This window comes from Streptomyces sp. NPDC127106, from assembly GCF_042677605.1.
Taxonomy (GTDB): domain Bacteria; phylum Actinomycetota; class Actinomycetes; order Streptomycetales; family Streptomycetaceae; genus Streptomyces.
Map to the genome: position 1 here is coordinate 242,166 of NZ_JBHXTC010000004.1, position 25,285 is coordinate 267,450.

General features: G+C 73.2%; 21 protein-coding genes. 8 read left to right on the forward strand and 13 right to left on the reverse strand.

The annotated features are described in order from the left end of the window. The first annotated feature begins 158 nt into the window (after positions 1–158). Positions 159–605, forward strand: coding sequence for a hypothetical protein (locus tag ACFVGY_RS06965; RefSeq protein ID WP_385672187.1), 447 nt, complete (start codon positions 159–161; stop codon positions 603–605). 180 nt (positions 606–785) lie between these two features. On the opposite strand, the gene ACFVGY_RS06970 is transcribed toward ACFVGY_RS06965, so the two are convergent. The 4 genes from ACFVGY_RS06970 to ACFVGY_RS06985 all read right to left on the reverse strand — a co-directional run bounded on the left by ACFVGY_RS06970 (position 786) and on the right by ACFVGY_RS06985 (position 4,603). Next, on the reverse strand, positions 786–1,385 hold the full coding sequence (locus ACFVGY_RS06970; protein ID WP_385672191.1) for a hypothetical protein: 600 nt from the start codon (positions 1,383–1,385) through the stop codon (positions 786–788). Continuing rightward, the gene (locus ACFVGY_RS06975) at positions 1,382–2,644 is read right to left on the reverse strand and encodes a hypothetical protein (protein WP_385672194.1); all 1,263 of its coding nucleotides are present in this window, start codon (positions 2,642–2,644) and stop codon (positions 1,382–1,384) included. Before ACFVGY_RS06975 ends, ACFVGY_RS06970 begins: the two co-directional genes overlap by 4 nt. Before the next feature lie 3 nt (positions 2,645–2,647). Beyond that, positions 2,648–3,397, reverse strand: a complete 750-nt coding sequence (locus ACFVGY_RS06980; RefSeq protein WP_385672197.1) for an ATP-binding cassette domain-containing protein — start codon at positions 3,395–3,397, stop codon at positions 2,648–2,650. A 258-nt stretch (positions 3,398–3,655) separates the two neighbouring features. Further along, positions 3,656–4,603 carry an ornithine cyclodeaminase family protein gene (locus ACFVGY_RS06985; protein ID WP_385672199.1) on the reverse strand — a complete coding sequence of 316 codons (948 nt, stop codon included), beginning with the start codon at positions 4,601–4,603 and terminating at the stop codon, positions 3,656–3,658. 324 nt (positions 4,604–4,927) lie between these two features. On the opposite strand from ACFVGY_RS06985, the gene ACFVGY_RS06990 reads away from it, so the two are divergent. The 3 genes from ACFVGY_RS06990 (at position 4,928) to ACFVGY_RS07000 (ending at position 9,359) form a co-directional block, all read left to right on the forward strand. Then, positions 4,928–5,611: a type III effector protein gene (locus ACFVGY_RS06990; RefSeq protein ID WP_385672201.1), complete on the forward strand. Its 684-nt coding sequence runs from the start codon at positions 4,928–4,930 to the stop codon at positions 5,609–5,611. 65 nt (positions 5,612–5,676) lie between these two features. Continuing rightward, the gene (gene htpG, locus ACFVGY_RS06995) at positions 5,677–7,656 is read left to right on the forward strand and encodes a molecular chaperone HtpG (protein ID WP_385672204.1); all 1,980 of its coding nucleotides are present in this window, start codon (positions 5,677–5,679) and stop codon (positions 7,654–7,656) included. A gap of 368 nt (positions 7,657–8,024) precedes the next feature. After that, positions 8,025–9,359 carry an MAB_1171c family putative transporter gene (locus tag ACFVGY_RS07000; protein ID WP_385672207.1) on the forward strand — a complete coding sequence of 445 codons (1,335 nt, stop codon included), beginning with the start codon at positions 8,025–8,027 and terminating at the stop codon, positions 9,357–9,359. A gap of 34 nt (positions 9,360–9,393) precedes the next feature. Here ACFVGY_RS07000 and ACFVGY_RS07005 read toward each other — a convergent pair whose 3' ends face one another. From ACFVGY_RS07005 to ACFVGY_RS07035, 7 genes are all read right to left on the reverse strand, one after another. Next, a complete protein-coding gene (locus ACFVGY_RS07005; protein ID WP_385672210.1) occupies positions 9,394–11,889 on the reverse strand; it encodes a serine hydrolase in 2,496 nt (831 codons plus the stop codon). A 322-nt stretch (positions 11,890–12,211) separates the two neighbouring features. Next, positions 12,212–13,243 (reverse strand): pyridoxal-phosphate dependent enzyme, encoded by a 1,032-nt coding sequence (locus tag ACFVGY_RS07010; protein ID WP_385672213.1) that lies wholly within the window; start codon positions 13,241–13,243, stop codon positions 12,212–12,214. After that, on the reverse strand, positions 13,201–14,268 hold the full coding sequence (locus tag ACFVGY_RS07015) for a GHMP kinase (protein ID WP_385672216.1): 1,068 nt from the start codon (positions 14,266–14,268) through the stop codon (positions 13,201–13,203). Before ACFVGY_RS07015 ends, ACFVGY_RS07010 begins: the two co-directional genes overlap by 43 nt. Next, positions 14,268–15,086 carry a Rossmann-like domain-containing protein gene (locus ACFVGY_RS07020; protein ID WP_385672266.1) on the reverse strand — a complete coding sequence of 273 codons (819 nt, stop codon included), beginning with the start codon at positions 15,084–15,086 and terminating at the stop codon, positions 14,268–14,270. Before ACFVGY_RS07020 ends, ACFVGY_RS07015 begins: the two co-directional genes overlap by 1 nt. A 128-nt stretch (positions 15,087–15,214) precedes the next feature. Then, positions 15,215–16,027: an ABC transporter ATP-binding protein gene (locus tag ACFVGY_RS07025; protein ID WP_385672219.1), complete on the reverse strand. Its 813-nt coding sequence runs from the start codon at positions 16,025–16,027 to the stop codon at positions 15,215–15,217. Further along, entirely contained in the window at positions 16,024–17,205 is a 1,182-nt protein-coding gene (locus ACFVGY_RS07030; protein WP_385672222.1) for a FecCD family ABC transporter permease, read from the reverse strand. The genes ACFVGY_RS07025 and ACFVGY_RS07030 overlap by 4 nt, the downstream gene beginning before the upstream one ends. Further along, positions 17,195–18,226 (reverse strand): ABC transporter substrate-binding protein, encoded by a 1,032-nt coding sequence (locus ACFVGY_RS07035; protein WP_385672224.1) that lies wholly within the window; start codon positions 18,224–18,226, stop codon positions 17,195–17,197. The genes ACFVGY_RS07030 and ACFVGY_RS07035 overlap by 11 nt, the downstream gene beginning before the upstream one ends. A 198-nt stretch (positions 18,227–18,424) precedes the next feature. Here ACFVGY_RS07035 and ACFVGY_RS07040 point away from each other — a divergent pair, with 198 nt between their 5' ends. After that, positions 18,425–19,711: an MFS transporter gene (locus ACFVGY_RS07040; RefSeq protein ID WP_385672227.1), complete on the forward strand. Its 1,287-nt coding sequence runs from the start codon at positions 18,425–18,427 to the stop codon at positions 19,709–19,711. 298 nt (positions 19,712–20,009) lie between these two features. On the opposite strand, the gene ACFVGY_RS07045 is transcribed toward ACFVGY_RS07040, so the two are convergent. Continuing rightward, on the reverse strand, positions 20,010–20,462 hold the full coding sequence (locus ACFVGY_RS07045; RefSeq protein WP_385672230.1) for a peptidoglycan-binding domain-containing protein: 453 nt from the start codon (positions 20,460–20,462) through the stop codon (positions 20,010–20,012). A 1,018-nt stretch (positions 20,463–21,480) separates the two neighbouring features. Between ACFVGY_RS07045 and ACFVGY_RS07050 the strand changes: the two genes are divergently transcribed. From ACFVGY_RS07050 to ACFVGY_RS07060, 3 genes are read left to right on the forward strand one after another with little or no spacing between them, the layout of a single operon-like run. Further along, complete coding sequence (locus ACFVGY_RS07050) at positions 21,481–22,278, forward strand: ABC transporter ATP-binding protein (RefSeq protein WP_385672232.1); 798 nt, start codon at positions 21,481–21,483, stop codon at positions 22,276–22,278. Beyond that, positions 22,254–23,855: a transporter gene (locus tag ACFVGY_RS07055; RefSeq protein ID WP_385672235.1), complete on the forward strand. Its 1,602-nt coding sequence runs from the start codon at positions 22,254–22,256 to the stop codon at positions 23,853–23,855. Before ACFVGY_RS07050 ends, ACFVGY_RS07055 begins: the two co-directional genes overlap by 25 nt. Positions 23,856–23,896: 41 nt before the next feature. Beyond that, a complete protein-coding gene (locus tag ACFVGY_RS07060; RefSeq protein WP_385672238.1) occupies positions 23,897–24,586 on the forward strand; it encodes a hypothetical protein in 690 nt (229 codons plus the stop codon). A 254-nt stretch (positions 24,587–24,840) separates the two neighbouring features. Here ACFVGY_RS07060 and ACFVGY_RS07065 read toward each other — a convergent pair whose 3' ends face one another. Next, positions 24,841–25,074, reverse strand: a complete 234-nt coding sequence (locus tag ACFVGY_RS07065) for a hypothetical protein (protein ID WP_385672241.1) — start codon at positions 25,072–25,074, stop codon at positions 24,841–24,843. Positions 25,075–25,285 lie beyond the last annotated feature (211 nt).

Consider the following 25,285-nt stretch of genomic DNA (forward strand, 5'->3'; position numbering starts at 1 on the left):
CGAGCGTTTCCCCCTCGGCGCCGCCCCCCGCGGGGGGGCCCCCCCCCCCCCCCCCCCCGCGGGGGCCGCCCACCGCCCCCCCCGCCCCGCCCCCCCCGGCCCGTTTCGGCGAGGAGCCGGCGGTACGTCATCGGAACGGTGTCCGTGGAGACTTCGGTGTGCAGGTGGCGGCACGGCCCGCCGACGCCTACCTCCCCTTCGACCTCGTCGTCCGCCCCGGCGCGGAGCCGCGCGAGGTGCTGGACGTGGTCGCTGCCTGCGCCGGACTGCTCGTCTGCGCCCTGGCGGCGGCCGACCCGCGGATACGGGCCTGGCACTGGGGGCCGTGCGACCCGGCGGGTTTCGCTGCGACGGGAGTCGCCGAAGTCCTGCTGCACACGCGCGACATCGCCCAGGGGTTGGGGGTTCCGTGGCTGCCGCCCGCCCGGCTGTGCGACGCGGTCCTCCAGCGCCTCTTCCCGGATGCTCCGTCCGGCGACCGTGCCCGGGTCCTGCTCTGGTGCACGGGACGGGGTGAACTCGAGGGCCGCCCCTGGCTCACGTCGTGGCGCTGGCAGGCAGCGCTGCCCGACCGAGGGAAAGCACGAGGGCCCCGGTCTCCCTGAGGAGGCCGGGGCCTTCATCGAGCGCTGGGCAGGCCTTGCACCTGCATCCCCCCACAGGAAGTGGGGTGCCTTTCCTTGGACCACCAACGCCAGTCCCACCACCGGTTTCCCGGCCGCGAGCTCGAGATCAATCATACGGTATGCAGCCGACTACGCCGACCACGCCGACCACCCCGGGGCTCACGACCTCCGCAGCAGCCGCTGGAAACGCACGCCGGCACCGACACCGACGAGGCATGCGATCGCCATCAGGGCCAGTGTCGCCGCAAGCGCCCGGCCGGACTGCCCGGGGTGCAGGATCACGGCCCAGGGCTCCGGGAAGGGGCCCCGCCGGCCGACGACGCCCACGACGAACGGGATGCAGGTGACGAGGGGCCCGGCGATGCGCGGTCCGGCGCACGTGCCGAGGAGCATGGCCGCCGCGAGGTAGAAGGTGATGTTCCGGCCCACGGCGAGGGCGATGTCGTCGGCGCCGAGGACGTGGGCGATGCCCGTGACGGCCAGGGCTGTCGCAGCGAGGAGCGCGGCCAGGGCGGTGTCCCAGCGGTGGACCGGCCGCAGGGCCGTCGCCTCGGTCTTCGGGTCGATCCGCCCCGTGCCGTTCAGCCAGAGCACGGCGGGCACCACCGCCACCAGCGCGCTGAGCAGGAAGTGGCCGCTGCCGCCGAGGAGGGACGGCAGGGGCAGCACCGTGCGTCCGAGTGCGATGCCGAGGAGGGCGGTGAGGAGCGTCGCCGGGACGGTCAGGGCCGCGTGGCGGGAGGCGAGCCACCAGATCACCGGGCGACTCCCGGAATGGTGCGGTCCGCGCGGTCGGTGCAGCCGGTGAGTGCCTTCCGGTACTGCTCGTACCAGGCCAGTTGCACGGCGCGCGGCTGGGCGAGGACCTGCCGGACGTAGTCGACGTCCTGGGCGGTGTAACGGTGGGAAACCGGGGCTGGCGGGGTGCCCGCCGCCGTGGCGGCGAGCCAGGCGTGGAGTGGCTGCGTGTCCTGCATCGCGGGGTAGTGGCCGGTGGTCCGCGCGCATTCGGGCACGGGGGGCATCAGCATGCTCGCGAGCTGGAGCGGTACGTGCGGGTCGCGGACGGTGCCTTTGCCGCCGAACTCGGCCTCCCCGGGCCGGGGTGCGGCGCTGAGCGTGCCGGCGACGGGCACCCCGGCCTCCGTCAGGCGGGCGGTGTGGCCGCGGACGAGGTGCACGACCCGGCTGCGGTCGGGGGTTTCGGGCCACAGGCAGACGGTGGGGCGGCCGCTGGTGTCGCAGACGAGGTCCGAGGGGTCGCGGGCGAGTACGGGGTTGTAGTCGAGGCCGTGCACGAGCCAGACGGCCGCTGCGGCGGCCGCCGCCGCGCGGGCGACGGCGAGCACCCGTGCCGCCTTGAGGAACGGGTGGATGAACAGGGCTGCCGCCAGGCAGAGCCCGGTGGCGAGGACGAGCGGGGCCCAGATGGCCGCCGGGTCGATCACCTGGCCGGGGTGGCAGCAGGAGTCGTACGCCCGTGCGACGAGGTGGCGCGGCCAAGGCGGGCTGAAGGAGACGGGGAAACCCACGACGCAGAAGCCGACGACCATGGCGATCGGCGCGGCGGCGAGGCCCGGCAGGACCCGCCCGAGCAGGTAGCCGAGGAGGCTCGCAGCCGCCAGTACGGCTGCGTACGCAGCGATCATGCCCGTGTGGGCGGGCGCGGGCAGGGCTCCGGCCGCTCGGGAGGTGAGGAGCAGAGCGGCGGCGAGGCCCGCCAGGCCCATGCCCCAGACCGGCAGGAGCCCGGCGAGCGCGATGGCGAGCGGCGAGCGGACGGGCGCCGACTCCAGGACGCGGCCGCGGCGCAGCCGTGCGGCCTCCCAGGCGCCGGCCGCCGAACAGGCCGCTGCTGCCACGGCCAAGGCGGGATCAATGCTCCCGACCACCGAAGGCCCGTAGCCGGGCCGGACGGAGGCGGTCATTCCCTCACCGAGGAGCACGACGACGTAGACGAGGAGGAACGGCAGCAGCGCCGTGGCCGACGACGTACGCAGCAGGGTGAGCAGGCGCATGGCTCAGACCTCCCGCTCGACGAGGCGGGCGTACGCGGCCTCGGCCCGCTCGCGTGCTCCGCCTCCGGCGGCCGGGGCGGGGGCGAGGGCGTGGAACTCCTGCGGCGCCCCCTGGAAGCGGACGGCGCCCCGGTCGAGGACGACGACCTGCTGGTAGAGGTCGGCGAGGTCCTCCGTCTGGTGGGTGGAGACCACGATCCGCACGGTGGCGGACAGCTCGGCGACGAGTTCGCGGAACATCTGCCGCTGGGTGGGGTCGAGTCCGGCGGTCGGTTCGTCCATCAGGATCAGTTCGCTGCGGTGGCCGAGCGCCCCGGCGATGCCGATGCGGCGCAGCTGGCCGCCGCTGACCCGGTGGCTCTTGCGGTCGGCGAGCGAGCCCAGCCCGACCCGGTCGATGGCGGCGGCGGACGCCTCCCACGCCTCGGAGCGCTTCAGGCCCTTGAGCCAGCCGGCGTACGCCACCTGTTCGCGGACGGTCAGCCCGGGTACGGGAGTGATCTGTTGCGGGATCCACGCCACCTTGCGCCGGTAGGCGGCGAGGGAGCGGCGCTCGGCCCGGGTCCGGCCGAGCGCGACCGTGCCGGAGCGGGGGCGCAGTTGTGAGGCCGCGAGCCCCAGCAGCGTCGACTTGCCGGCGCCGTTCGGGCCGAGGAGGACGGTGGCGGGGGCATCGAGGACCAGCCCGAAGTCGGTGAAGACGGGGTCCTGCCGGCCGTAGCGGAAGGAGATGCCGTCGAGGACGAGTGCCATGCGCTACGCACCCTCCGTGGCGCGGTACGCCCGCCGACGCCACCGACCGCTCCGTAACTGTCGCTGTTCGCTCATCGACATGCCCTCTCCTTCCCCCGGGACGGCGCACGGAGGCAGAGGGCTGCGCGGGCTCTCCCCCAGAGGCCGCAAGACGTTTCGAACGCTAACGCCGGAAGATCCCACTCCGCCGCAATGGCACCCGGTTTGGCCGGAATCCGACCTGACGCCGTGTACAGGCCCCGACCGCACTTCTACGGCTCAGGAGAGCAGGTCGATTCGGGTTCCGACGCCGCGCCGTTCGGCGTGCTCGTAGGCGAGCCAGGCGAGGGCGAGGTCCTGCCAGGGCAGTCCGACCGGGGCGTAGACGGTGCGTGCCGTGGGGCTGGTGCGGCCCGGGTGGTCGTGGCGGAGGACCTCGCCCAGGGTGGCCCGGGCGGCTGTGGCGGGCAGTCCGGCGGCTGCGAGTGCTCCCGTGGCGGCGGCCAGTTCACGGTCGTCGACCACGAGGAGCGCGGCTGCGAGCAGGTCCGCGGAGAGCTCCTGCTTGCCGGGCTCATCGGCTCCCAGTGACGTGAGGTGCTGCCCGGGCCGGGTGTCGGCGAGGTGCAGCAAGGGCGTGCGGGACCACGTTGCCAGCAGGACGACATCGGCGGCTGCGGAGACGTCCGCGGGAGAACCGAGCGTGCGTCCGCCGTGCCGGGCAGCGAAGGCGGCGGACCGGGCCGGGTCGGTGTCGTACACGACGACTTCGCGGAAGCTTCGCATGGTGCGCAGTCCGCGGGCCATGAGTTCGGCTTGTGCGCCCGCGCCGATGACGCCGAGTACCGCGTCGCCCGCCGGGGCGGGGGCGGCGAGGACGTGGGTGCCCAGGGCTGCTGCGAGTCCGGTGCGCCAAGCGGTGATGGTGGCGGAGTCCAGCAGCGCGAGGAGTTCGCCGTCGCGTCCGCTGTGGAGGCAGATCACACCGCGGAGCGCGGGGCGGCCGGCGGGGAACTTGGCGTTCACCTTCACCGTGTACGCGTCGATGCCGGGCAGCAGCCCGGGGATCAGGGCTGTCGCCGTGCCGGCGAACGGCAGGTCGGTCCTCACCCGTTGCCCCTGGGCCGACCAGGAGTCCGTGCTGCGGAAGCCTTCCTCCAGGGCGGCCGTGCAGGCCTCGGGCTCCAGTACGGCCGCCAGATCGCTGCGGGTCAGGATGAGGGTCATGCGCCCATGATCCCCATCCGGGGTACGGGCGCCCACCCGCCGGTCCGGCCGCCCGGCTCCCTTCCACGCCGGGCCTGGGCCGCCAGGGCGGCGCGACCTCGGTCGTCACGTCATGCGTCGCGGTGTCCGGTGTCGCTCTATGGACGACGTCCGCCGATCCTCAGCGGGCGTCCTCAGCGGGCGGCCACCGGTCGGTCGAACAGCTCCGGTTCCGGACAGGCGTCGCGGATTCGCCGGTGCGGTCGGTCCGGGACGGTCGCTAGCATGTCACCATCCGGGCGACAATCCCGCCGTAATCCCGCCGTCGGCGAAAAGGTGACGACCATGGAAGCGCAGAACACCCCGGGGACGGGGCCGGCCTCGTTCCTGGCCGCCTCCGCGGCTCTGGGCATGATGAACGCCGCCGCCCGCACCGCCCGCCACGCGCCGCCCGACGAAGCCGACTGGAGCGACCCTCAGCAGGCCCTCGCCGCACTGCTGCTCCTGCGCCACCTGCGCGAGGAACTCGCGGGCTGGGAGACCGGATTGATCGAGACCGCCCGCACCGCCGGAGCCACGTGGGCGGATCTGGCCGAGCCCCTCGGGGTGGCCAGTCGTCAGGCCGCCGAGCGCCGCTACCTTCGCCTGCGCCCCGACACCGCCGCCGGAACCGCCGCGGGCAGCACCGGCGAGCAGCGTGTCCAGGCGGCCCGCGACCGGCGCGCCGCCGACCGCGCCGTCACCACGTGGGCCCGCGACAACGCGGCCGAACTGCGTCGTCTGGCCGGGCAGATCGGCGCCCTGGAGGACCTCGCGGTCGGCGCCGTCCCGGTCATAGCGCGCCTGCTGGACGCCCTCGGCGACGACGAACCGGCCCGGCTGCTGGCCCCGCTCGCCGAGACCCGCCCCCACCTCGCGGCCGGCCACCCGGCGATCGCCGACGACCTCGACCGGCTCGCGGCCCGTACCGACCGGCTGCGCGCCGACAGCGACCGGCAGCGCCGTACCCCGCCGCCGGCCCGGCGTTGACACCACCGCCGCCCGGCACACCGTCCATCACCGTCACCGTTTTCGTTCTCTAAGGAGAGACCCACGTGGGTAGCAGTACCGAGACGCTGGAGTTCCAGGCCGAGACCCGTCAGTTGCTGCAGCTGGTGATCCACTCGATCTACTCGAACAAGGACATCTTCCTGCGCGAGCTGATCTCCAACGCCTCCGATGCACTGGACAAGCTCCGCCTGGAGTCGCTGACCGACTCCACCATCGAAGCCGACACCGCCGACCTGCACATCTCGCTCGAAGTCGACCAGGACGCCCGCACGCTGACCGTCCGCGACAACGGCATCGGCATGAGCCGGGAAGAGATCGTGGAACTCATCGGCACGATCGCCAAGTCCGGCACCGGCCGGCTGCTGGAGAAGATCAAGGAGGCCAAGGACGCCGCCGCGGCGCAGAGCCTGATCGGGCAGTTCGGCGTCGGCTTCTACTCGGCGTTCATGGTCGCCGACAAGGTCATCCTGCGCACCCGGCGGGCCGGCACCGACGAGGGCACCCTGTGGGAGTCCGACGGCGAGGGTACGTACACCATCCAGGCCGTGGACGGCCTGCCGGTCGGGACCTCGGTGACGCTCCACCTCAAGCCCGCCGACAGCGAGGACGGGCTGGCCGACTACCTGGCCGGGTGGAAGATCCGTCAGATCGTCAAGCAGTACTCGGACTTCATCCGCTGGCCGATCAAGATGGCCGCCGAGCGCACCGGGGCCGACCTCGGCAGCGACGCCGACACCGACGGCGACGCCACGGCGGCCGAAGACGGTGCCACCGGCCCCGCCGCCACCCCGGCCATGGACACGCTCAACTCGATGAAGGCGCTGTGGGCCCGGCAGCGCAGCGAGGTGTCCGAGTCCGAGTACAGCGAGTTCTACAAGCAGATCAGCCACGACTGGCTCAACCCGGCCGAGACCATCCACATGCGCGCCGAGGGCACCTTCGAGTACGAGGCGCTGCTGTTCATCCCCTCGCAGGCGCCGTTCGACCTGTTCTCCCGCGAGACCAAGCGCGGCGTGCAGCTGTACGTCAAGCGGGTGTTCATCATGGACGACTGCGAAGCGCTGATGCCGAACTACCTGCGCTTCGTCAAGGGTGTCGTGGACGCCCACGACCTGTCGCTGAACATCTCCCGCGAGATCCTGCAGCACGACCGCCAGATCCAGGGCGTGCGCCGGCGCCTGGTGAAGAAGGTCCTCGGCGCGCTCAAGAACATCCAGGCGGGTGACGACGCCGAGCGCTACGCGAAGCTGTGGGGCCAGTTCGGCCGGGTCCTCAAGGAGGGCCTGCTGGAGGACACCGACAACACCGAGGCCCTGCTGGCGCTGGTGTCGGCCGAGTCCACGCACGACGCGGAGAAGACGACCACCCTGCGCGAGTACGTCGAGCGCATGAAGGACGGCCAGGACGCGATCTACTACCTGACCGGCGAGACCCGCGCGATGGTGGAGAACTCCCCGCACATGGAGGCCTTCGCCGCCAAGGGGTACGAGGTCCTGATCCTCACCGACCCGGTGGACGAGGTCTGGGTCGAGCAGGTCCCGGGCTTCGACGGCCACCGCTTCCAGTCCGTCGCCAAGGGCCAGGTCGACCTCGACGCGGCCGCCGACGGCGATGCGGAAGCCGACTCCGACAAGGCCAAGCGAAACCAGGACTTCGCCGCCCTGCTGCCCTGGATGGCGACGGCCCTGTCCGAGCACGTGAAGCAGGTCCGGCTGTCGTCGCGGCTGACGACGTCGGCGGCGTGCATCGTGGGCGACGCCCACGACATGACCCCGACCCTGGAGAAGATGTACCGGGCCATGGGCCAGCAGATGCCGCCCGTCAAGCGGATCCTGGAGCTCAACCCCGCCCACCCGCTGGTCAGCGCGCTGCGCTCGGCCCACGAGGCCAATGCGGACGACCCCGCGCTCACGGAGGTCACCGAGCTGGTGTACGGCAGCGCGCTGCTCGCCGAGGGCGGTGACCTGCCCGACCCGGCCCGCTTCACCCGCCTGCTCACGACCCGCCTGACCCACACGCTGTAACCGGCCGGTCGGCGTCGCCGGGCGCGCTCCTCGCCGCGGTGCGAGGGGCGCGCCCGGCACTCGCACGTGGTCCGCACGGACCGCATCGCCGGGTCCACCGCGATGCCGCAGGTGTCGTCAGCCCGGGGAGGCTCGGACGATCCCCATTTCGGCCACTTAGTGCGATGATCTTTCGTCGTGCCTGTGATCGCGCTGATGGGCCGAGCGACGAGGCGTGGGAACGGATACGGCACCCGGTACCGCCGGACCCCTGAACCGCCCGTGAGGAACACACCTGCCATGACGACACAGCAGCCGCCCCGGCCCCCCGGCCACCGGGCCCGGACCGCGGGCCGGGACCGTACGTCCCCTCAGGGGCGGGTCCCGCGGTGAACGACCCCCAAGGCCTGGGCTTCTACATACCCGGCGCCGTGCTGCTGCTCGCGACGCTGCTGAAGTTGCCCGCGCTCCGGCGCAATCCGCGCGACGAACTCCTGCGTTCCGTGTGCGTCCTGCTGGCGCTCGCGACGGCCGTGTTCGGGTTCACCGCGATCCCGAGCCTCGTCGCGGTCAACCGGATCACCGGCGTCCCCAACGCCGCGGCGCCCTTGGTCTACTCGCTCCTCACGGCGTACTCCGGGGCCAACATCGTCCTCATCCTCCACTGGAGCCGCGGCCCCGCAGACGCCGACGGGGAGCGGACGCGCCGGCGGGCCCGACTGTGCACCGCGGTCACGCTCGCCGTGATCGTGGCCGTCAACACGCTGTTCGTCCTCGGCGACGCCCCCGTCGAGCGCCTGCGCGACCTCGACACGTACTACGCCAACACCCCGTTCATCAGGGAGACGATCCTCCTCTATCTCACGGCGCACACCACCGCGGCCGTCACCATGACGGTGCTGTGCTGGCGGTGGGCCCGCGCGGTGCGGGGCGCGCTGCGCGCGGGGCTGGTGCTGATCGTCGTCGGCTACGTGCTCAACCTGTGCTACGACGTCGCCAAGTTCGCCGCGGTCGGGGCGCGGTGGGCGGGCTGCGACTGGGACGTGCTCGCCGTCGAGGTCGCCCCGGCCCTCGCCTCCGTGTCGGCGCTGCTGATCGCGGCCGGGTTCGTCCTGCCCCTCGTCGCCGAGCCCGTCGCGAGCCGGTGGCGGATGTGGCGCCGGTACCGGCGGCTGCGCCCCCTGCACGAGGAACTGCGGGTGGCGACCGAGCGCAGCATCGACCTGTCCGCCGGCGGATCCTGGGTGCCGATCGAGATCCGGCTGACGCAGCGCGAGTCGGACATCCACGACGGCATCCTCACCGTCAACCCCTACCTGGAGGCCGAGCTGCGCGAGCGGGCACTGCGGGCGGAGCTGGCGCACGGGCGCCCGGCGGAGGAGGCCGCGGCGGTGGCGGACGCCGCAGCGCTGGTCAGCGCCGTCGTCCACTGGGAGCGCGCCCGCCGCACGGCCGCCTCGCCGGGCCTGGGGCCGGGCCGGGGGCCGGGAGCGGTTCCGGCTCCGACCCTGGTTCCGGGCGAGGTTCCGGGCAAGGTGCCGGGTTCGGACCGGGGCGCGGACCCGAGCCCGGTCCCGCACCCCCTCCCCCACGCCGCGGACGCGGTGCTGACCTCACCGAACAGCCCCCAGGGGCTCGTACGGATGTCGCTCGCGCTGTCCCGGTCCGCCACCGTCCGCTCCTTCCGCCGATCCGCCCTCGAAGGGAGCGGCCCCACCCGATGACAGCCCACGGCCGAACCGGCGGCACGGCCCCCGCTCAGCCGAGGCGGGTGAGCCGGCTGCCGACGGAGGGCTCGGTCAGGGCGTGCTGGACGGCCACCGGCACGCTCTTGGCGCCTTCACCCTCACCGGCCGTCAGGGTGCCGATCTCCGTGCCGGCCTTCGCCGCGTGCGGCAGCGGCGAGGCGCCGGCGGCGGCGACGGTGAGCTTGAACCGCTGGCCCGGTACGCCGATCACGTTCAGGTCCTTGGTGGCCACGAGCGGGGTGCGGCCGCCGAGGCCGTCGTCCACGTAACCGACCCTGTCGCCCTTGCGGACGAGCGGGGTGGACGCGAGGGCCGCCCGCACCGCCTCGATGATCTTCTTGCTGTTCGTCAGCACCAGGGCCAGGCTCTTCTTCGCGTTCTCGTCCGGGCCGTCCACGCGCTGCTCCATCAACGTACCGAGGATCAGCGGGGTTTCGTCGCCGACCGACTTGTACGCCGCCCACATCAGCGTCCCGCCGGCCGGTGTGCTGGAGCCGGTCTTGATGCCTCGGACGCTGAGGCCCTGCACGCTGAGCAGGTCGTTGTTGTTGACGAGCGGCTCGGCCACCCCCTTGACGGGTGCGCTGGGCATCGCGACGATCGTGCGGAAGACCTCGTCCTTCATCACCGCCTCGGCGAGCTTCAGCTGGTCGGTGGCGGTGCTGACGGTGCCCGCGTCCAGTCCGCTGGGGTCCGTGTACGTGGTGTCCTTCATCCCGAGCTCCTTGGCGGCCGCGTTCATCTTCGCCACGAACGCGGCCTCGGAGTCGCTGCCGCCGTCCCAACGGGCCAGCAGTCGGGCGACGTTGTTGCCCGACGGGATCATCAGCATCTTGAGCATGTCCAGCTCGCTGAACTTCGTCCCGGCCGTGAGCCCCATGATCCGGGACTCGTTCTCGGAGTTGCCGTCGGCCACGGCCTTCGCGTCGACCGTGATGTCGGGCCCGGGTTCGTTCTTGCGCAGGGGGTGGCCCTTCAGGATCACGTAGGCCGTCATCACCTTGGCCACGCTGGCCGTGGGGACAGGCTTCTGCTCGCCGAACGTGCCGATCTCGCCGGAGCCGGGGACGCGGACGGCCCCCTGGCCCTTGTCGGGCCAGGGGACGGAGAACCGACCGTCCACGGTGTGGGTCGCCTCGGCGGCGACGAGCCGGGGGGCGGGCAGCGGACGCAGCAGCTGGGCGCCGGTGTAGGCCCCGGCGACGAGCAACAGGATCGGCGTCCACACCTTGACGCGGCGCAGCGCCGTCCGGCGGAGCGTCTCCGCCGGCGGAGGCGTGTTGGTGAGCTCGGCCAGCAGATCCAGCGCTGGCTTGGCCGTGGTGGGCGCGGTGGCCTGGGGTTGCTGATGGGGCCGCGGCGCGGCGGGCGCCGGCACGTCGAGCGGCCTGAGGGCGACGATCTTGCTCGTCCGCTCGGAGTCGCTCTCCTCTCCCCGAGCCCACGCGGGCACCCTCCGGCCGTCACCCTCACCCTTGGCCTTGGCCTTGGTGTCGGTGTCGGTGTCGGTGTCGGGGCCGCTGCCGGTGTCGGCGCCCGCCGCCTTGGCCGAGGGCCAGGGTTCCTTGTTCGCCTCGCGACGCGTCTTGCCGCCGTCCCCGGACGTCTCCGTCGCGACGTCGGCCTCGGCGTCGGCCTTGGGCTTCCGGCCCGTCGCGGCAGCGTCGGGCGCGCGGAACACGACGGTTCGGGTGTCCTCGCCTCCGCCGTCGGAGTCGGCCTCGGAGGCCGAGGTGTCCTCGGTCCCGGCCCTGTCGCGCGCCGACTCGGTGGGTGTCAGCCTACCGTCGGCCTTCTCGTCGGCCTCGCTTGCGGTCCCGGTGCGGGTCGCGGGCGCGTCATCCGGCTCGGGCTCGGTGTCCTTGCCGTTGCCCGCTGCTGCGGCGGCGTCGGGTGCGCTCGGCGCCTCGGCGCCCGGTGCCTCGGCGCCCGGTGCCGGCTCGGGCTTGGCAGCGGTACGTGCGGGTATGGGGAGCACTTGCGTGTCGTCGGCGGTCTGCACGGCTGCCTCGGCTTCCGTGTCCGCGTCGCCCGCGGCATCGGCCTCGGGCTCGGTGCCGGCCTGGGCGGCCCCCGCTTCAGTGTGGGCGTCGTCCTCGGCATCGGAACGAGTGTCGGCCGTGTCTTCGGCCTGGGCCACGGGCGTGGCGGTGCCGCGTGCGGGCGACGAGTCCGGGCCCGTGCGGTCCGCCCCGGCATCCGTCTCCTGCTGGCCGGTGTCGCACGCAGGCTCGGGCTCGCCCGCCTCGGCCTCGGCGTTGTCCTCGGAGTCGGCGTCGGCCTCGGCGTTGTCCTCGGCGTCGGCGTCGGCGTCGGCGTTGTCCTCAGCGTCGGCGTCAGCCGTGTCGTCAGCCGTGGGCGACGCGACGGCGGGCGTGTCTTCGGTTTCGGCGACAGCGATGGTGTCCGGTTCCGTGGACGTGTCGGCAGTGCCTGTCCCCGCGGTGGTGGTTCCATCGACCTTCGGGTCGTCCGGAGAACCGCCTGCCACCGTCATCGCCTTCATCCCAGCCCCGCCTTGCCACTCACACTGTGCAGATACCGTGCGGTGACGCCCCCACGGAGCCCCACCGCACTGCTAGATGTACGCGGCGCACGACTCGTTCCCCCTGTTCGATTTTGTGACCTTTCGGCCCACGGAGTGCCGGACGAGGCGCCCGAACTGCCCCGGACGGGCCCGGAGTCCCTTCGGGGCATGGGGGGGGCGGGTGCCGCGCGGCGCCGGCGCGCGGCGGGCCGGCTCGGGATGTCATCGGGATGTCAGTGGTCGCAGGCGGCGGTCGGAGCGCCCGACCGGCGGCCCGGCACGCCTCCGGGCCGCCGGTGCGTCACGGTGACGTCGCCCGTGCCCGGTTCCACTGCATGCGGGACCACGGCAGGGCGAGTCGGCTCTGGTCGGTGACCTCCTGCGGGGCCAGGTCGCAGATGCGGGCGGCCTCGCGGTGGCGGGCGTGGACGGTGTCGGCGTAGCGGTGTCCGGTGTCGGCGGCGACGAAGAGGACGGTGCGTTCCGGGGAGCGCACGCGTTCGTGGCGGGCGGCGAGGTAGCCGGCGCCGCTGGACAGCCCTGCGAAGACCGCGTGCCGCCGCAGCAGGTCGACACTGCCGGCGAGGGCCGCGTCGAACGAGATCCAGTGCAGGGCGTCGTACAGCTCGTGGGAGACGTTCCGGAAGGGGATGGAGCTGCCGATCCCGGCGATGATGATCTCGGGGTCCGTGGTGTGTCCGGCGCCGAAGGTGATGCTGCCGTACGGCTGGACGCCGACGAGTTCCACGTCGGCCGCCCGACCGCCGGCGGGGCCCGGCCCCCCGGGAGCCGCGCGCAGGTAGCGGGCCAGGGCGCCGGTGGAGGCGCCGGAGCCGACCCCGCCGACGACGGTGAGCGCGTCCGTGCCGAGCGTCTCGCGGATCCGGTCGGCGACCGTCGCGTAGCCGAGGTAGTGGATGTCGTCGTGGTACTGGCGCATCCAGTGGTACTCGGGGTGTTCGGCGAGGATCTCGTGGATCCGCTCCACCCGCCGCTTCTGGTCGAGCTTGAGGTCGCTGCACGGCTCCATCTGCTCCAGGGTGGCGCCGAGGACCGCCAGCTGGGTGCGCAAGGTCTGGTCCACCGTCGTCGAGCCGACGATGTGGCAGCGCATGCCGTACCGGTGGCAGGCCAGGGCGAGGGCGTACGCGTAGATGCCGCTGGAGCTGTCGAGCAGGGTGTCCCCGCGGCGCACGGCTCCGGTCTCCAGCAGGTGGCGTACGGCCGCGAGGGCGGAGACCGCCTTCATCGTCTCGAAGCGCAGGCAGACGAGCCGGTCGTCGAGGCGTATCAGGTCCGGGCGGCCGATCGACTCCGCGATGTGCTGGTCCATTCAGGAGCTCCTTCGTGGGTGGTGGTGCACGTCGGCGTGGAGGTCGTGCAGGTCGTGAAGGTCGTGAAGGTCCGGGTGGTGGGGATGCCGTGGGCGTCGAGGGCGCGCAGGCAGCTGCGGACGCGGTGCCGCAGGCCCGGTGCGGCCGGGTCGAACAGCACGCCCGCCACCGCACCGCTGTGCGCGATCTGCACGCCGGCCGCCCCGGTCCGGCGGGCGACGGCGGTCAGCGCGTCGAACTCCGGGTGGCCGAGCACCTGCCGGCCGCGCCGGGCGCTGGCAGTGGCGACCGCACCGAGCAACGTCGCGTCGCCGGTGGCCACGGCCCGGCGCAGGAGGGTGCGCAGCCGCTCGTAGGCCCGTACGTCGGCGGCGTCGACGGCGTCCACGTCGCGTACGGGCAGCGACAGGGTGTCCACGGGCGCGCCGCCGCCGAGGGCGCAGCCGACCACGACCAGCGGCGGCAGGGCCCGCCCGAGGACCTCAAGGACGCGGCCCTCCCGCTGGGCGAAGAGGACCGGTCGGCCGTCGTCCAGCATCAGTGGATCGCTGGCCCGTTCGGCCCGTACGGCCAGCCGCGCGACCGTGCCGGGCACCATCCGCAGCCCGTACGCGTCCGCGACCGCGCGGACGGCGGCGATGACGTCGCTGGTGGAGCTGCCCATGCCCAGGCCCACCGGTATGTCACCGGTGAGCCGCAACGCGCCGCCGCAGGGCGGCAGTCCGGTCCGCGCGGCGCACTCGGCGATCGCGAGGGCCGCGGCTCGTGCGGCCTTCGTACGGTCGGCGGGTACGACGGTGAGCGCATCGGCCGCCGTACCGGGGTGGCGGGTGAACTCGGCACGGGTGCCGGGGCCGGCCATGGGGAGGGTGACCAGGCCGGCGCAGCGGCGGCCGTCGTCGTCGAGGAAGACGCCTTGGAGGATCTCGCCGTGGTGGCAGGGGGCGTACCCGGTGCCGGTGCCGGTAGTGGGGAGGGGGACGGGGTCGGGGACGGGGACGATTCGGGGACTGGCGGTGGGCATCACGCGGCGCCCCTCGTCCGGTAGCGGTACAGGACCGTCTCGTCGGCGCTGAACTGGGAGTACGGGAACGGCTCCGCGGACACGGCGGTCACGCCCGAGCCGAGGAAGGCGCGTGCGACGGCGCTGCCGGACTGCGCGTAGACGATCAGCGGGACGCCCCGGGAGCGGCAGCGTTCGAGGATGGTGTCGAAGGAGCCGTTGCTCAGGGTCATGCCGGTGGCGACGACGGCGTCGGCGCGGTCGAGCACCTCGTGCATGTCGTCGGTGACGGGGTCTCCCCACTGGGTGGCCCTGAGGTTGAAGTCGCAGGGCAGCGGGTCGCCGCCGCGTTCGCGGATCGCGGCCACCAGCGGGTTGACGACGCCGATGAGGCCGACCTTCGCGCCCTGTTCGATGTCGAGCAGACCGGCGATCGCCGCGTCACGGGCCCGCGCACGGTCCTCGGGGGTACCGGCGGGGAGGGTGACGGGCTCGGCCTCGCCGGCTTCGGCGGCCAGCCGGTGCGGGCGGGCTGCGGAGAGGTAGGCGTCGAGGGCGGCGATCCGCAGCGGCCGGGGCGCGTCGCGCAGCAGGGTGTCGAGCGGGGTGCCGGAGGAGTCGCGGCAGATCGCGGGGTCGAGCTCGCCGGCCTCGAAGGCGCAGCCGCCGAAGGAGCCGCCGAGGCGGACCAGGACGTACTGGTTGAGGTACGTGGTGTTGCCGCCGGCCAGGCGAGTGCCGTGGTGGATCCAGAAGACGCTGGTCGCGACGAGTTCGGAGGGCAGCGGGCCGTGTTCGCCGGCCAGGACGGCCGCGACGAGTCCGTCCACTCCGTCCACTCCGTCCGGTCCGTCCGGTCCGTCGGCGGACAGCGCGTGGGCAGGGGCGGGGGTGGTCTGGGTCATGAGGAGCTTCCTGTTCCTGTTCATGCTCTCGCTCTTGTTCTTGCTCTTGTTCTTCTTCTTGTTCACGTGGCGGTTCGGGGTGCCGGCGCGGTCGGGGTGCGGCGCGGCCCGCGGTACGCGACCTGGAGCTGTCCCAGGGCGTCGGTGGTGAGTTCGGCGTCGACCTCGAAGACCTCGGCGAGCCGCTCGGCCGTCAGGACGGCGGCGGGCGGGCCGGAGGCGATGAGGCGGCCGTGGTGCAGGAGCAGCAGCCGGTCGCAGTACCGGGCGGCGAGCGACAGGTCGTGCAGGGCGACCAGGACCGTCCGGCCGGTGCCCGTGCCGGTCAGCAGCTCCATCAGTTCCAGCTGGTGTTTGACGTCGAGATGGTTCGTCGGCTCGTCGAGCAGGAGGGCGTACGGCTGCTGTGCCAGCGCGCGGGCGATGTGGGCGCGCTGCCGCTCGCCGCCCGACAGTGCCCGCCAGGGGCGTCCGGCGAGCGCGGTGAGTCCGACGCGTTCCAGAGCGGCGGCGACGACCGCCCGGTCGGTGGTGTCCGGCCCGCGCCACCGGTCCCGGAACGGGGTCCGGCCCAGGCCCACGACGTCGCTGACCCGCAGGTCGCTGTCCGCGGCCGCGTCCTGTGCGACGAAGGCGACGTGGCGGGCGATCCGGCGCGCGCTCCAGCCGCGTACGGACTCGCCGTCGTACCGGACCGTGCCCGCGTCGGGGATCCGCAGCCCGGCGAGGCAGCGCAGCAGGGAGGACTTGCCGGAGCCGTTGGGGCCGAGGAGCCCGACCGTCTCGCCGGGGGCGATGTCCACGTCGACCCCGCGCACCACCGGCGTGGGGTTGCCGGGCACCGACCAGCTGACTCTCTCGGCGGTGATCCTCACAGCTCACCCCGCTTGCGCAGGACGAGGAGGAACAGCGGCACGCCGAGCAGCGCGGTGATCACTCCGACCGGGACCTCGCGGGGCGCGAACGCGATCCGCGCGAGGGCATCGGTCCACACCAGGAACACCGCGCCGGCCAGGGCGGCGTACGGCAGCAGCAGCCGGTGCAGCGGCCCGACGAGGAACCGCATCCCGTGGGGGACGATCAGCCCGACGAAGCCGATGGCGCCGACGGTGGCCACGGCCACGGCGGTCAGCGCGGCCGTGACGACGAGCAGCAGCATCCGCGTACGCCGCACGCCGACCCCGAGGGAGGCGGCGGTGTCGGTGCCGAAGGCGAGCCCGTCGAGGGCGTGGGCACACAGCCAGGCGGCCGCGAGGCCCAGCGGGGTGACGGCCGCGCAGACGGCGACGGTGTTCCAGCGGGCCGGCGCCATGGAGCCGAGCAGCCAGTGGGTGACGGCGCGGGTGGTGTCCGCGTCGGCCGAGGCCATGAGGACGAGCGAGGTCAGCGCGGTGAACAGCTGACCCACGACCACGCCGGTGAGGACGATGCGGACCGAGTCCAGCCCGCTGCGCCGCAGCAGCACGAGCAGCAGTGCGAAGGAGAGCAGGGCCCCTGCCAGTGCACCGCCGGTGACCCCGAGGGTGTTCGCGCCGACCCCGAGGACGACCACGGTGACGGCCCCCGTCGAGGCGCCGGAGGAGACGCCGAGCAGGTACGGGTCGGCCAGCGCGTTGCGGGTGACGGCCTGGAGTACGGTGCCGCAGACGGCGAGCGAGGCGCCGACGAGCGCGGCCATCAGGACGCGGGGCAGCCGCAGGTCCCAGACGAGGGAGTCCAGGAGCGGGGGCAACGGTTCCACGGCCAGGCCGAGCCGGGTGCCGAGGACGCGGGCCAGGCCGTCCCAGCCGACGTCGGCGGTGCCGATGCGTACGGCCGCGGCGACGGAGGCGGCGAGCGCGAGCACGGCGAGCAGGAGGCGGCCACCCACCCGGGCACGGGCTGCCGCCGGCCGGATCTCGCCGGCGGGCCGGGCGAGGAGCGGATCCCCGGTCACCGCGCGCCCACGGGCCGCCGGCAGCAGCAGATCCACCACCGGGGAGGCAGGGGCGGCAGGGGCGGACGGGGCGACCGGAGCGACGGGGGCGGCAGGGGTGACCGGATCAGCGGACATACCCGAGGTCCTTCATCCCGTCGGCCAACAGCCCCAGGACGTGCACGGAGCGCACCGAGGGGTCCAGTTCGATGCCGGGCACCTCCAGGATCCTGTTGTCGCGGACCGCGGCGAGCCGGGAGACGACCGGGTGCGCGGTCATGGCGGCGCGCTTCTCGGCGGCGCTGTCGCCGGGCCGGCCGCGCTCGGACAGGTCGCCGATGACGATGAAGTCGGGGTCCCGCTTGACGACTTCCTCCCAGGTGACCTCGGGCCAGTCCTCGCCGATGTCGTCGAAGGCGTTCTTCGCGCCGACGATCCGGCTCATCTCGCTGGGCAGGCCGGTCCGGCCCGCGACGTACGGCATGCCGTTGAAGACGGAGTAGAGGTAGACCACGGTCGGTTGGTCCGCGCCCCCGGGGACCTTGGCGGCGTTCTCCCCGGCCTTGGCGACGGCGGCGCGCTGGGCGGCGACGAGCCCGGCCGCCCGGTCCTCGGCGCCGAAGACCGCGCCGAGGTTCTCGTAGTCGGAGAAGAGCAGTTCGAACGGGGTCTTGCCGGCCGGGTTCTGCTGCGGGCAGTCCACCGCGCTGACGAAGGTGGGGACCTTGAGGGCGTCCAGCTCCTCGCGGGTGCCGGCCCGGTCCTTGGTGAAGAGGTCCGTGGAGGCGGCGACGACGAAGTCGGGGGTGGCGGCGCGCAGTTGCTCGCCGGTGGCGATCTTGGGCGCGATGACGGGGACCTTCGCGTACGCGGCCGCGTACTGCGCGGGGATCTTCGTCTTGAGGTTGGCGGTGCCGGCCATGCGGTCCTGGAGACCGAGTTCGAGCAGGGTCTCGGTCGAGGTCTGGTCCAGGGCGACGGTCCGTCTCGGCGGCTGGGCGAAGGACACCTGGCGGCCGCAGCTGGCGAAGGAAGCCGCCCGGGCGGAGGCGGTCGGACGTTCGGCGGCGGGCTCGGTGTCCGTGGCGGAACAGCCGGCGGTGGCGGCGAGGACGAGGGCGGCGGCCAGGGCGGTGCCGAGGCGTGCGGGGTGGCGCATGGGGTCTCCGGTCCGGGAGGAGGCGGGGGCGAGTGGGCGGGCGGAGCTCTGGGCGCCGGGCGCGGGCGTTGTCGTGCACCGGGCAGAAGCACCGCGTTCGAAGGGTACTGTAATGGCAATCATTTTCATTAACGACCCCGGGTGCGGCCTCCGAGCCATCGAGCCGCCGCGCCCCGCCCCCCGAGGAGCAACCACACCGTGGCGACCACACCCGCACCCGCAGCAGCCAAGTCCGAAGCCCCGCCCCCGCGTTCGATCCTGCGCGACACCGCGTTCCTGCGCCTGTGGGCCGGCACCACCGCCTCCGGCCTCGCGACCTGGGCCCTCCCCTTCGTCCTCGGGCTCGCCGTCCTCCACCGCGACCTCGGCGCCGCCGGCCTCGGCCTGGTCCTGGCCGCCCGCACCGCCGGCTTCCTCCTCGCCGTCGCCGTCGGCGGCGTACTGGCCGACCGTCATTCCCGCCGCGCCGTCGTCCTCTGGTCCGCCCTCGCGGCGGCCGCCGCCGCGCCCCTCCTCGCCCTCGGGCTCGACCGCTCGCTCCTCGGGCTGATGACGGCCGCCGCCGCGCTCGCGGGCGCCGGGCAGGGCGCCTGCCGCCCTGCCTTCCAGGCGCTCACCGCCGAGACCGTCGACCCCGAGCGCCGTCAGCAGGCCAACGCCGCCATGACGATGGCCGTCCGTGCGTCCACCCTCGCCGGACCCGCCCTGACCGCGCTGCTCGCGGCCTTCCTCGACGTCTCGACGCTGCTGCTCGGCATCGGCCTGCTGTGGCTGGTCGCCGCCCTCGTCCCGGGCGGGGGCGCCGCCCCCGCAGCGGAGCCCCCGGCCGACACCGCGTCGCCCCGCCGACCCTCCGCCTTCCACGCCGAATTCCTGGACGGCATACGCGAGGCCCGCCGCCACCCGTGGTTCCTCGCCGGACTCGCCGCCCTCGTCGCCGTCATCGCCCTCGGCTACTCCGCCACCAGCGTCGCGCTGCCCCTGGTCAGCCGGGACCGCTACGGCACCGAGTGGGTCCTGGCCGCGGCCATGACCGCGTACACCGTGGGCGCGCTCGGCGGGGGGCTCGTCACGGTCCGCTGGCGGTACCGCTCCCAGGGTTGGGCGGCCTTCGCCGGGCTGGCCGCGTACGGGGTCGCCCCGCTGAGCCTGATGCTGCCCGTGCACCCGGTCGTGGTCGTCGCCGCGTACGCCGTCGCCGGGATCGGCATCGAGCTGTTCAACGTGCCCTGGTTCACCGCCACCCAGCGCGAGGTCGCCCCGGACAAGCTGGCCCGGGTCTCGTCGCTGGACTTCCTCGTCTCGTACGGCCTGGCGCCGGTCGGGCTCGCCCTGATCGCCCCGGCCATCGAACGGTTCGGGATGACGGCCGTACTCGCCGCCTGCGCCGCCGCCTGCTTCCTCGTACCGGCCGCGGCGGCCCTGGTCCCGACCGCCCGTCACTTCGGCCCGGTTCCCCCGAAGCCACCGCGAAGCGAGAAGTGACTCGAAGGGTTGCTCCGGGGCCTCGGCCGCTGTGGGGGCCGTCAACGAGCGGCGCACCAGGTGACGTCACGCCGTCGAAACCCGACGGCTGACGCAGCGGCTCGCGTTTGAGCCGAACCCAGGACGTACGAGGGTCTCGGGGTACGGCGCGGGACCGAACCGGCCGTTGACTCCGGCCGATCCGGTCCCGTGTCCTCGACGCCGTCAGGGGCGCCCGTCCGACCCCGGCGCGAGGTCAAACGTCAGACGTCAGAGGTCAGACGTCAGAGGTCAGACGTCAGAGGTCAGACGTCAGAGGTCAGAGCGCGTCAGTGGCCCGCGCGAACGCGGCCTGGGTCCCGGACCCGGCTATACCGTCAATGGCCCCCGTGTAGCCCCAGTAGGCCTTGAGCCAACGCTGCAGGGCCTGCACCGTATTGGTCCCGACGATGCCGTCGATGGAGTCGTTGTAGCCCCAGTACGCGCGGAGGAACCGCTGCATCGCCTGCCAGCTGCCGGTCCCGAGCTGGCCGTCGATCGCCCCCGTGTAGCCCCAGTGGGTCTGGAGCCACACCTGGCGCTTCTTCGCCTGCGCATCGCTCAGCCCGAGGTTGACCACCGCCGTCGGCGCGAAGACCCCGGAACTCGCCGTCTGCTGCACACCCGGCGGCGGCGCCGCGAACGCGGCGCCCGCACCTGCAAGGCTTCCGACGGCGAGCCCGACCACGGCCGTGGCACCGACGACGGTCTTCACCAGTACGTTCGATCGCATGTGTTGCCCTCTCCGTGACACCCGAAAGGTGGGTGACTTTCCTGGACACGGCCACTGTGTGGCACGACTCCGTCACGTACGGGTGGAACGGGGGCGGATGGCCGGTACGGAACCGCCGTTGGCCGGCCAGTGGATCTTGACGGTCGGGGCTCACCGCAAAGCCTGCGCTCCGCTTCGAGGGCCGGGAACGTCGGTGATGACGAAGGCGAACAGCAGGCGGCCGGGGCCGGCCTGCCGGTCCCGGGCAGGCCACCCCCGGCGTCCGGCCGTTCGCTACATCACAGCAGGTCAGATGACTGATCGAGCGCCCGCCGGTTCCCGCATTACCATGTGGGCCGTTTCACTTACCAAGACTTTGCTCCCCCGTGACCGACTAGTTACGATCATGCTTGGAAACACTCGATCGGGGGAGAGTGGCGGCTTTGCACAGCACGGAGTCCCGTCAAGCGTCCATCGCCATCCACATGCCTGACCAGCACGTGGAGTGGACGGACCTCGACTCGCACAACGCGCCCGGGCGTCAGCGACAGGCGGTCACACCGCTCGGCGACGGCATGCCCAACCGGCTCGGCTGATCGGAGCTGCGCACCGGCTGCTCGCCGACGAACGGGCAGCGCCGCGCGTACCCGCCCACTGCGCCCTACGCCCTACGCCCTACGGATGGACCAGTTCCGTTCGGCCCCCGGCCCGCCCCGCACTGCGCCCCGGGTCCTTCTACGCCATGGGCTCCCCGCGAGCCGCGCTGCGACGACGAACTGCTCCAGGGCCACGTCGCGCGTCCACATCACCGACCCCGACGCGCCCGGCGGAAACCCGGGCACCGTACGGGAGCACCTGGAGGCGGCGGGAACCCACTGCCAACCAAGGAGCCATCGGGTCCGGCCGACTGCCCGCGAGGCGACGCCCTCGTCGTCCACCAGGGCAGGGCATTCCGGGGCACCTGCCACACGGTCGCCGACGCCGTCCGCGCCTTCACCCCCATCTCCTCCCCATCCCCACCCAGGCGGAAGGCACCACCATGCAACACCCCCCCGACGGCGACGCCGTCCAGGCGGCCGTCCAAGTGCGCCAGCTCCGCAAGGAGTTCGACGGCAAGGTCGCCGTCGACGGAGTCGACCTCACCGTCCCCCGGGGCAGCTTCTACGGCCTGGTCGGCCCCAACGGCGCCGGCAAGACCACCAGCCTGTCGATGATCACCGGCCTGCTCCGGCCCGACGCGGGCACGGTGCGGGTCGCCGGGTACGACGTCTGGCAGGACCCGTACGAGGCCAAGCACCGCATCGGCATCCTGCCTGACGGCCTGCGCCTGTTCGAGCGGCTGTCGGGACGGGAGCTGCTGCGCTACACCGGACGGCTGCGGGAGCTGCCGGCCGCCGACACCGAGGCGCGCGCCGAGGAGCTGCTCGACGTGCTCGGCCTCACCGAGGCCGGCGACAAGCTGGTCGTCGACTACTCCACCGGCATGCGCAAGAAGATCGGCCTGGCGGCCGCACTGCTGCACAACCCGCCGGTCCTCTTCCTCGACGAACCCTTCGAGAGCGTCGACCCGGTGTCGGCCGAGACGATCCGCGAGGTGCTGCGCCAGTACACCGCGACCGGCTCGACGGTGGTCTTCTCCAGCCACGTCATGGAACTCGTGGCCGCCCTGTGCACCCATGTCGCCGTCCTGGCGAAGGGCCGCGTGATCGCCGACGGCACGCTCGACGAGGTACGGGCCGGCCGGAGCCTGAACGAGCGCTTCATGGAACTGGTCGGCGCCCCGGCCGGGAAGGCGAAGGGAGGGAGCCTCGCATGGTTGGGGTCTTCGTCGGGCTGAAACTCGCCCTCCTGCGCAGCAGTCTGCGCCGCAGTACCGCCCGCGCCGTGGGGTTCGTGGCCGGCACCGTCCTCAGTGTGGCCGGGGCCTGCTACGCGGGGGTGGGCCTGGCCCAGGGCCGAGGCGAGCCGGGCGCGCCCGACTTCGCCGTCCTGGCCTTCGTCGGGCTGGCCGTCGCCTGGCTGGCGCTGCCGCTGTCCTTCGGCGCGGGCGGCGACGAGAGCTCGGATCCGACCCGGCTCGCCGTGCTGCCCGTCCGGCCCCGCCGGCTGATCGCCGGGGCCACCGCCTCCGCGCTCATCGGCCCGGGCCCGCTGTGCACCCTCGTCGTCATCACCGGAGCGGTCGTGGGTGCCGGCGGGGGTGCCGGCGGGGGTGCCGGCGGGGGCGCGTTCGACAGCCTCCCCGCCGCGGTCGTCACCGTCCTCGCCGTTCCGCTCACGCTGCTGCTGTGCGTGGTCGCCTCCCGGGCCGTACTGGCCTCCTTCGCGCGGGCGCTGACCGGCCGGCGCGGCAAGGACGCCGCCGCCCTCGGCGGCCTGCTGACCGCGGTCGGCGGCTACGCCGCCTACCTGCTGCTGACCACCGCCGGCTCGGGGCTGAACCTCCCGCCCCTCGTCGTACGGGTCCTGCGCTGGACCCCGCCGGGCTGGCCGGCCGACGCCGTCCGGGCCGCCGCCGACGGCAGGACCGGCACCGCCCTGCTCGAACTGGCGGGGACCGCCGCCCTGATCGCCCTGCTGATGGTGTGGTGGCATGGTTCCCTGGCCCGGTTGATGACCACGACGGACTCCTCCACGGCCGAGGCCGTCAAGGTCCGGGCCGGCCGGACGACGGGCCTGCGGACCCGTCTGCTCACCTCCAGCCGGGCCCTGCTGGTCGCCCACCACCAGTCCAGCGCCTTCGCACGGTCGCCGCGGCACCGGATGACGATGATCGCAGCGCTGGCGTACGCGCTGCTGTTCCCGGTCGTGATGGTGCCGGTCGGCATGCGGACCCCGTACGTCGCCGTCGGCGGCGCCTGGGTCTTCGGACTGACCGTCCCCGGTGTGCTGTTCGCCCTCGACGGCTCCGCGATCTGGAGCAACGTCGCCACGCTGCGCACCGTGGCGCAGGCCCGCGCCGAACTCGTCGGCCGGCTGCTCCCCCAGCTGGTGGTCATCGTGCCCTGGCTCACCGCCGTGGCCGGCGGTGTCGCCCTCTTCACCGGGCGCGCCGACCAGCTCGCCGCGGCGCTGGGGGTCAGCTTCGCGCTGCTCGGGGTGACCTTCGCGATGGGCATGGCCATCAGCGTGTTCCATCCCTACCCGTACCCCGAGGACCCGTGGAGCGTGAGTGCGCCCGGCCAGAGCGGCGGCTACCACCTGGCGAACGTCTGCAGCTCCCTCTTCGGCGTGGTGGCGATCGCCCCGGTGATCGCGGCCGCGATCGCCCTGAACGGCTCCGCCCTCTCGTGGCTGCTGCTGCCGCTGGGGACGGCGTACGGCCTGCTGGCCGTCCTGGTCACGCTGCGGCCGATGGGTCGGCGGCTGTTCGACAAGGCTCCCGAGATCCTCACCACCCTGCGGATGTCCTGAGCTCGTCGTTTAACCTCGGTCGGTTACAGAACGCCACATGCTTGATCGAAGTGTCGAGGGAGTTCGCGTTGGAGCTGGTGTCGGACGACGATTCGCTGGGCGGTATGCGTCCGATCCTGGACGGGGACGAGGCCGTCTTGGGCCACGAGCCCCAGGAGGGTTTCCCCGATCGCTGCTGGATTCTGCACACCGTCACGGTGGGAGGGGAGAGGGCCAGGTGGGACGACGTGCTGGCACGAGCTGGCAAGCGCCTGGAGGACTGGCAGCACACCCCCTCCTTCCGGGTCTTCGAGGGGCTGGACCTGCCCGAAGACCTTGAGAAGCCGGGCCTGGGGGAAATCGACCGCGACAGCCTGGCTCGTCTGACCGAGGTCCTCGCCCGCCACAGCCCTGAGGGGTTGCGTGCGGAGTGCTACTGGGCCCAGGCTGCGATCGAGGACGTGGGCCGGCCGGTTCGGGCCCGTCGGGGCCGGCTGGATGAGGCACTCGCTCACCACGATGCCTGCGCCTGGCCCGACCGGGCCGTCGGGACCCAGTTCCCCGCGCACTGGTGGCCCTTGGACGGCTCCTGGTTCGTCCTGACCGACTGGGACCTGAGCGCGACCGAGGTCTTTGGCACGCCCGCCCTGATCGCCGACCTGCTTGCCGACGACGGGCTGGACGCCGTACGCCACCCAAGCATCGCCGAGGTTCAGGGCAACCGCGCGCGATGGCGCGAGCGGGCCAACTGAGACCCCTGCGCACCTCGCCAGCCTCGTGCTCTCGAACGGCAAGTCGTACAGGCCCACTCACCTGGGCATTCGCCGGACGGGCGGACGGCCCCCGGTGTGCTCGCTGAAGGTCGCCGGGTTGCTGTCGTCGTTGCAGGCAGCGAGGGCCCGTCGGTGGAGGAGGACGGCCACGGCGCGGAGCCCTGCGCCATGCCGGGGTGCTTCACCGTGCACGTGTGGAGGCGCCTGCTCACCACACCAGTCCTGAAACTCCGTCACCCGGAGAGCCAGATGACGAACAGGGAGGCAGCAAGACCGACGTGGGCAATGATGAGAGACAGCCATTCCAGGATGCCCATCTGCCACCGGGGATGCGCTGACAGCCGCCACTCGCACACCGTCGTACCGACGGCAAGGAGCAGCACCGGCGTCCACAACAAGGCCCACCACGACCACACGTCGGTGAGACGGAGCAGGACGCACACCACTCCGAAGAGGAAGGCAGGCAAGGTCCATCCCGGCTTCCGCTGTACTTCGGCGGAGTGCCGTGCGCCTGAAGGAGTGGTCACGTCTCAGGCCTCTCGGTTCGTGAATGCGAGCGGGGGGGGGGGGGGGCCGCGGGGGGGGGGCCCCGCCCCGGGCCCGGGGGGGGGGCGCCCCGCCGCCGGCGGCCGGGGGGGGGGGCGGGGGGTGATAAAAAAACAAAGACGCCCACGCAAA

What these genes read in the sequence shown, in the direction of transcription:
- ACFVGY_RS06975 (WP_385672194.1), bottom strand. Translation starts at nt 2,644, where the DNA reads ATGCGCCTGCTCACCCTGCTGCGTACGTCGTCGGCCACGGCGCTGCTG.
- ACFVGY_RS06980 (WP_385672197.1), bottom strand. Translation starts at nt 3,397, where the DNA reads ATGGCACTCGTCCTCGACGGCATCTCCTTCCGCTACGGCCGGCAGGAC.
- ACFVGY_RS06985 (WP_385672199.1), bottom strand. Translation starts at nt 4,603, where the DNA reads ATGACCCTCATCCTGACCCGCAGCGATCTGGCGGCCGTACTGGAGCCC.
- ACFVGY_RS06990 (WP_385672201.1), top strand. Translation starts at nt 4,928, where the DNA reads ATGGAAGCGCAGAACACCCCGGGGACGGGGCCGGCCTCGTTCCTGGCC.
- ACFVGY_RS07005 (WP_385672210.1), bottom strand. Translation starts at nt 11,889, where the DNA reads ATGAAGGCGATGACGGTGGCAGGCGGTTCTCCGGACGACCCGAAGGTC.
- ACFVGY_RS07010 (WP_385672213.1), bottom strand. Translation starts at nt 13,243, where the DNA reads ATGGACCAGCACATCGCGGAGTCGATCGGCCGCCCGGACCTGATACGC.
- ACFVGY_RS07015 (WP_385672216.1), bottom strand. Translation starts at nt 14,268, where the DNA reads ATGCCCACCGCCAGTCCCCGAATCGTCCCCGTCCCCGACCCCGTCCCC.
- ACFVGY_RS07030 (WP_385672222.1), bottom strand. Translation starts at nt 17,205, where the DNA reads ATGTCCGCTGATCCGGTCACCCCTGCCGCCCCCGTCGCTCCGGTCGCC.
- ACFVGY_RS07035 (WP_385672224.1), bottom strand. Translation starts at nt 18,226, where the DNA reads ATGCGCCACCCCGCACGCCTCGGCACCGCCCTGGCCGCCGCCCTCGTC.
- ACFVGY_RS07045 (WP_385672230.1), bottom strand. Translation starts at nt 20,462, where the DNA reads ATGCGATCGAACGTACTGGTGAAGACCGTCGTCGGTGCCACGGCCGTG.
- ACFVGY_RS07050 (WP_385672232.1), top strand. Translation starts at nt 21,481, where the DNA reads ATGCAACACCCCCCCGACGGCGACGCCGTCCAGGCGGCCGTCCAAGTG.
- ACFVGY_RS07055 (WP_385672235.1), top strand. Translation starts at nt 22,254, where the DNA reads ATGGTTGGGGTCTTCGTCGGGCTGAAACTCGCCCTCCTGCGCAGCAGT.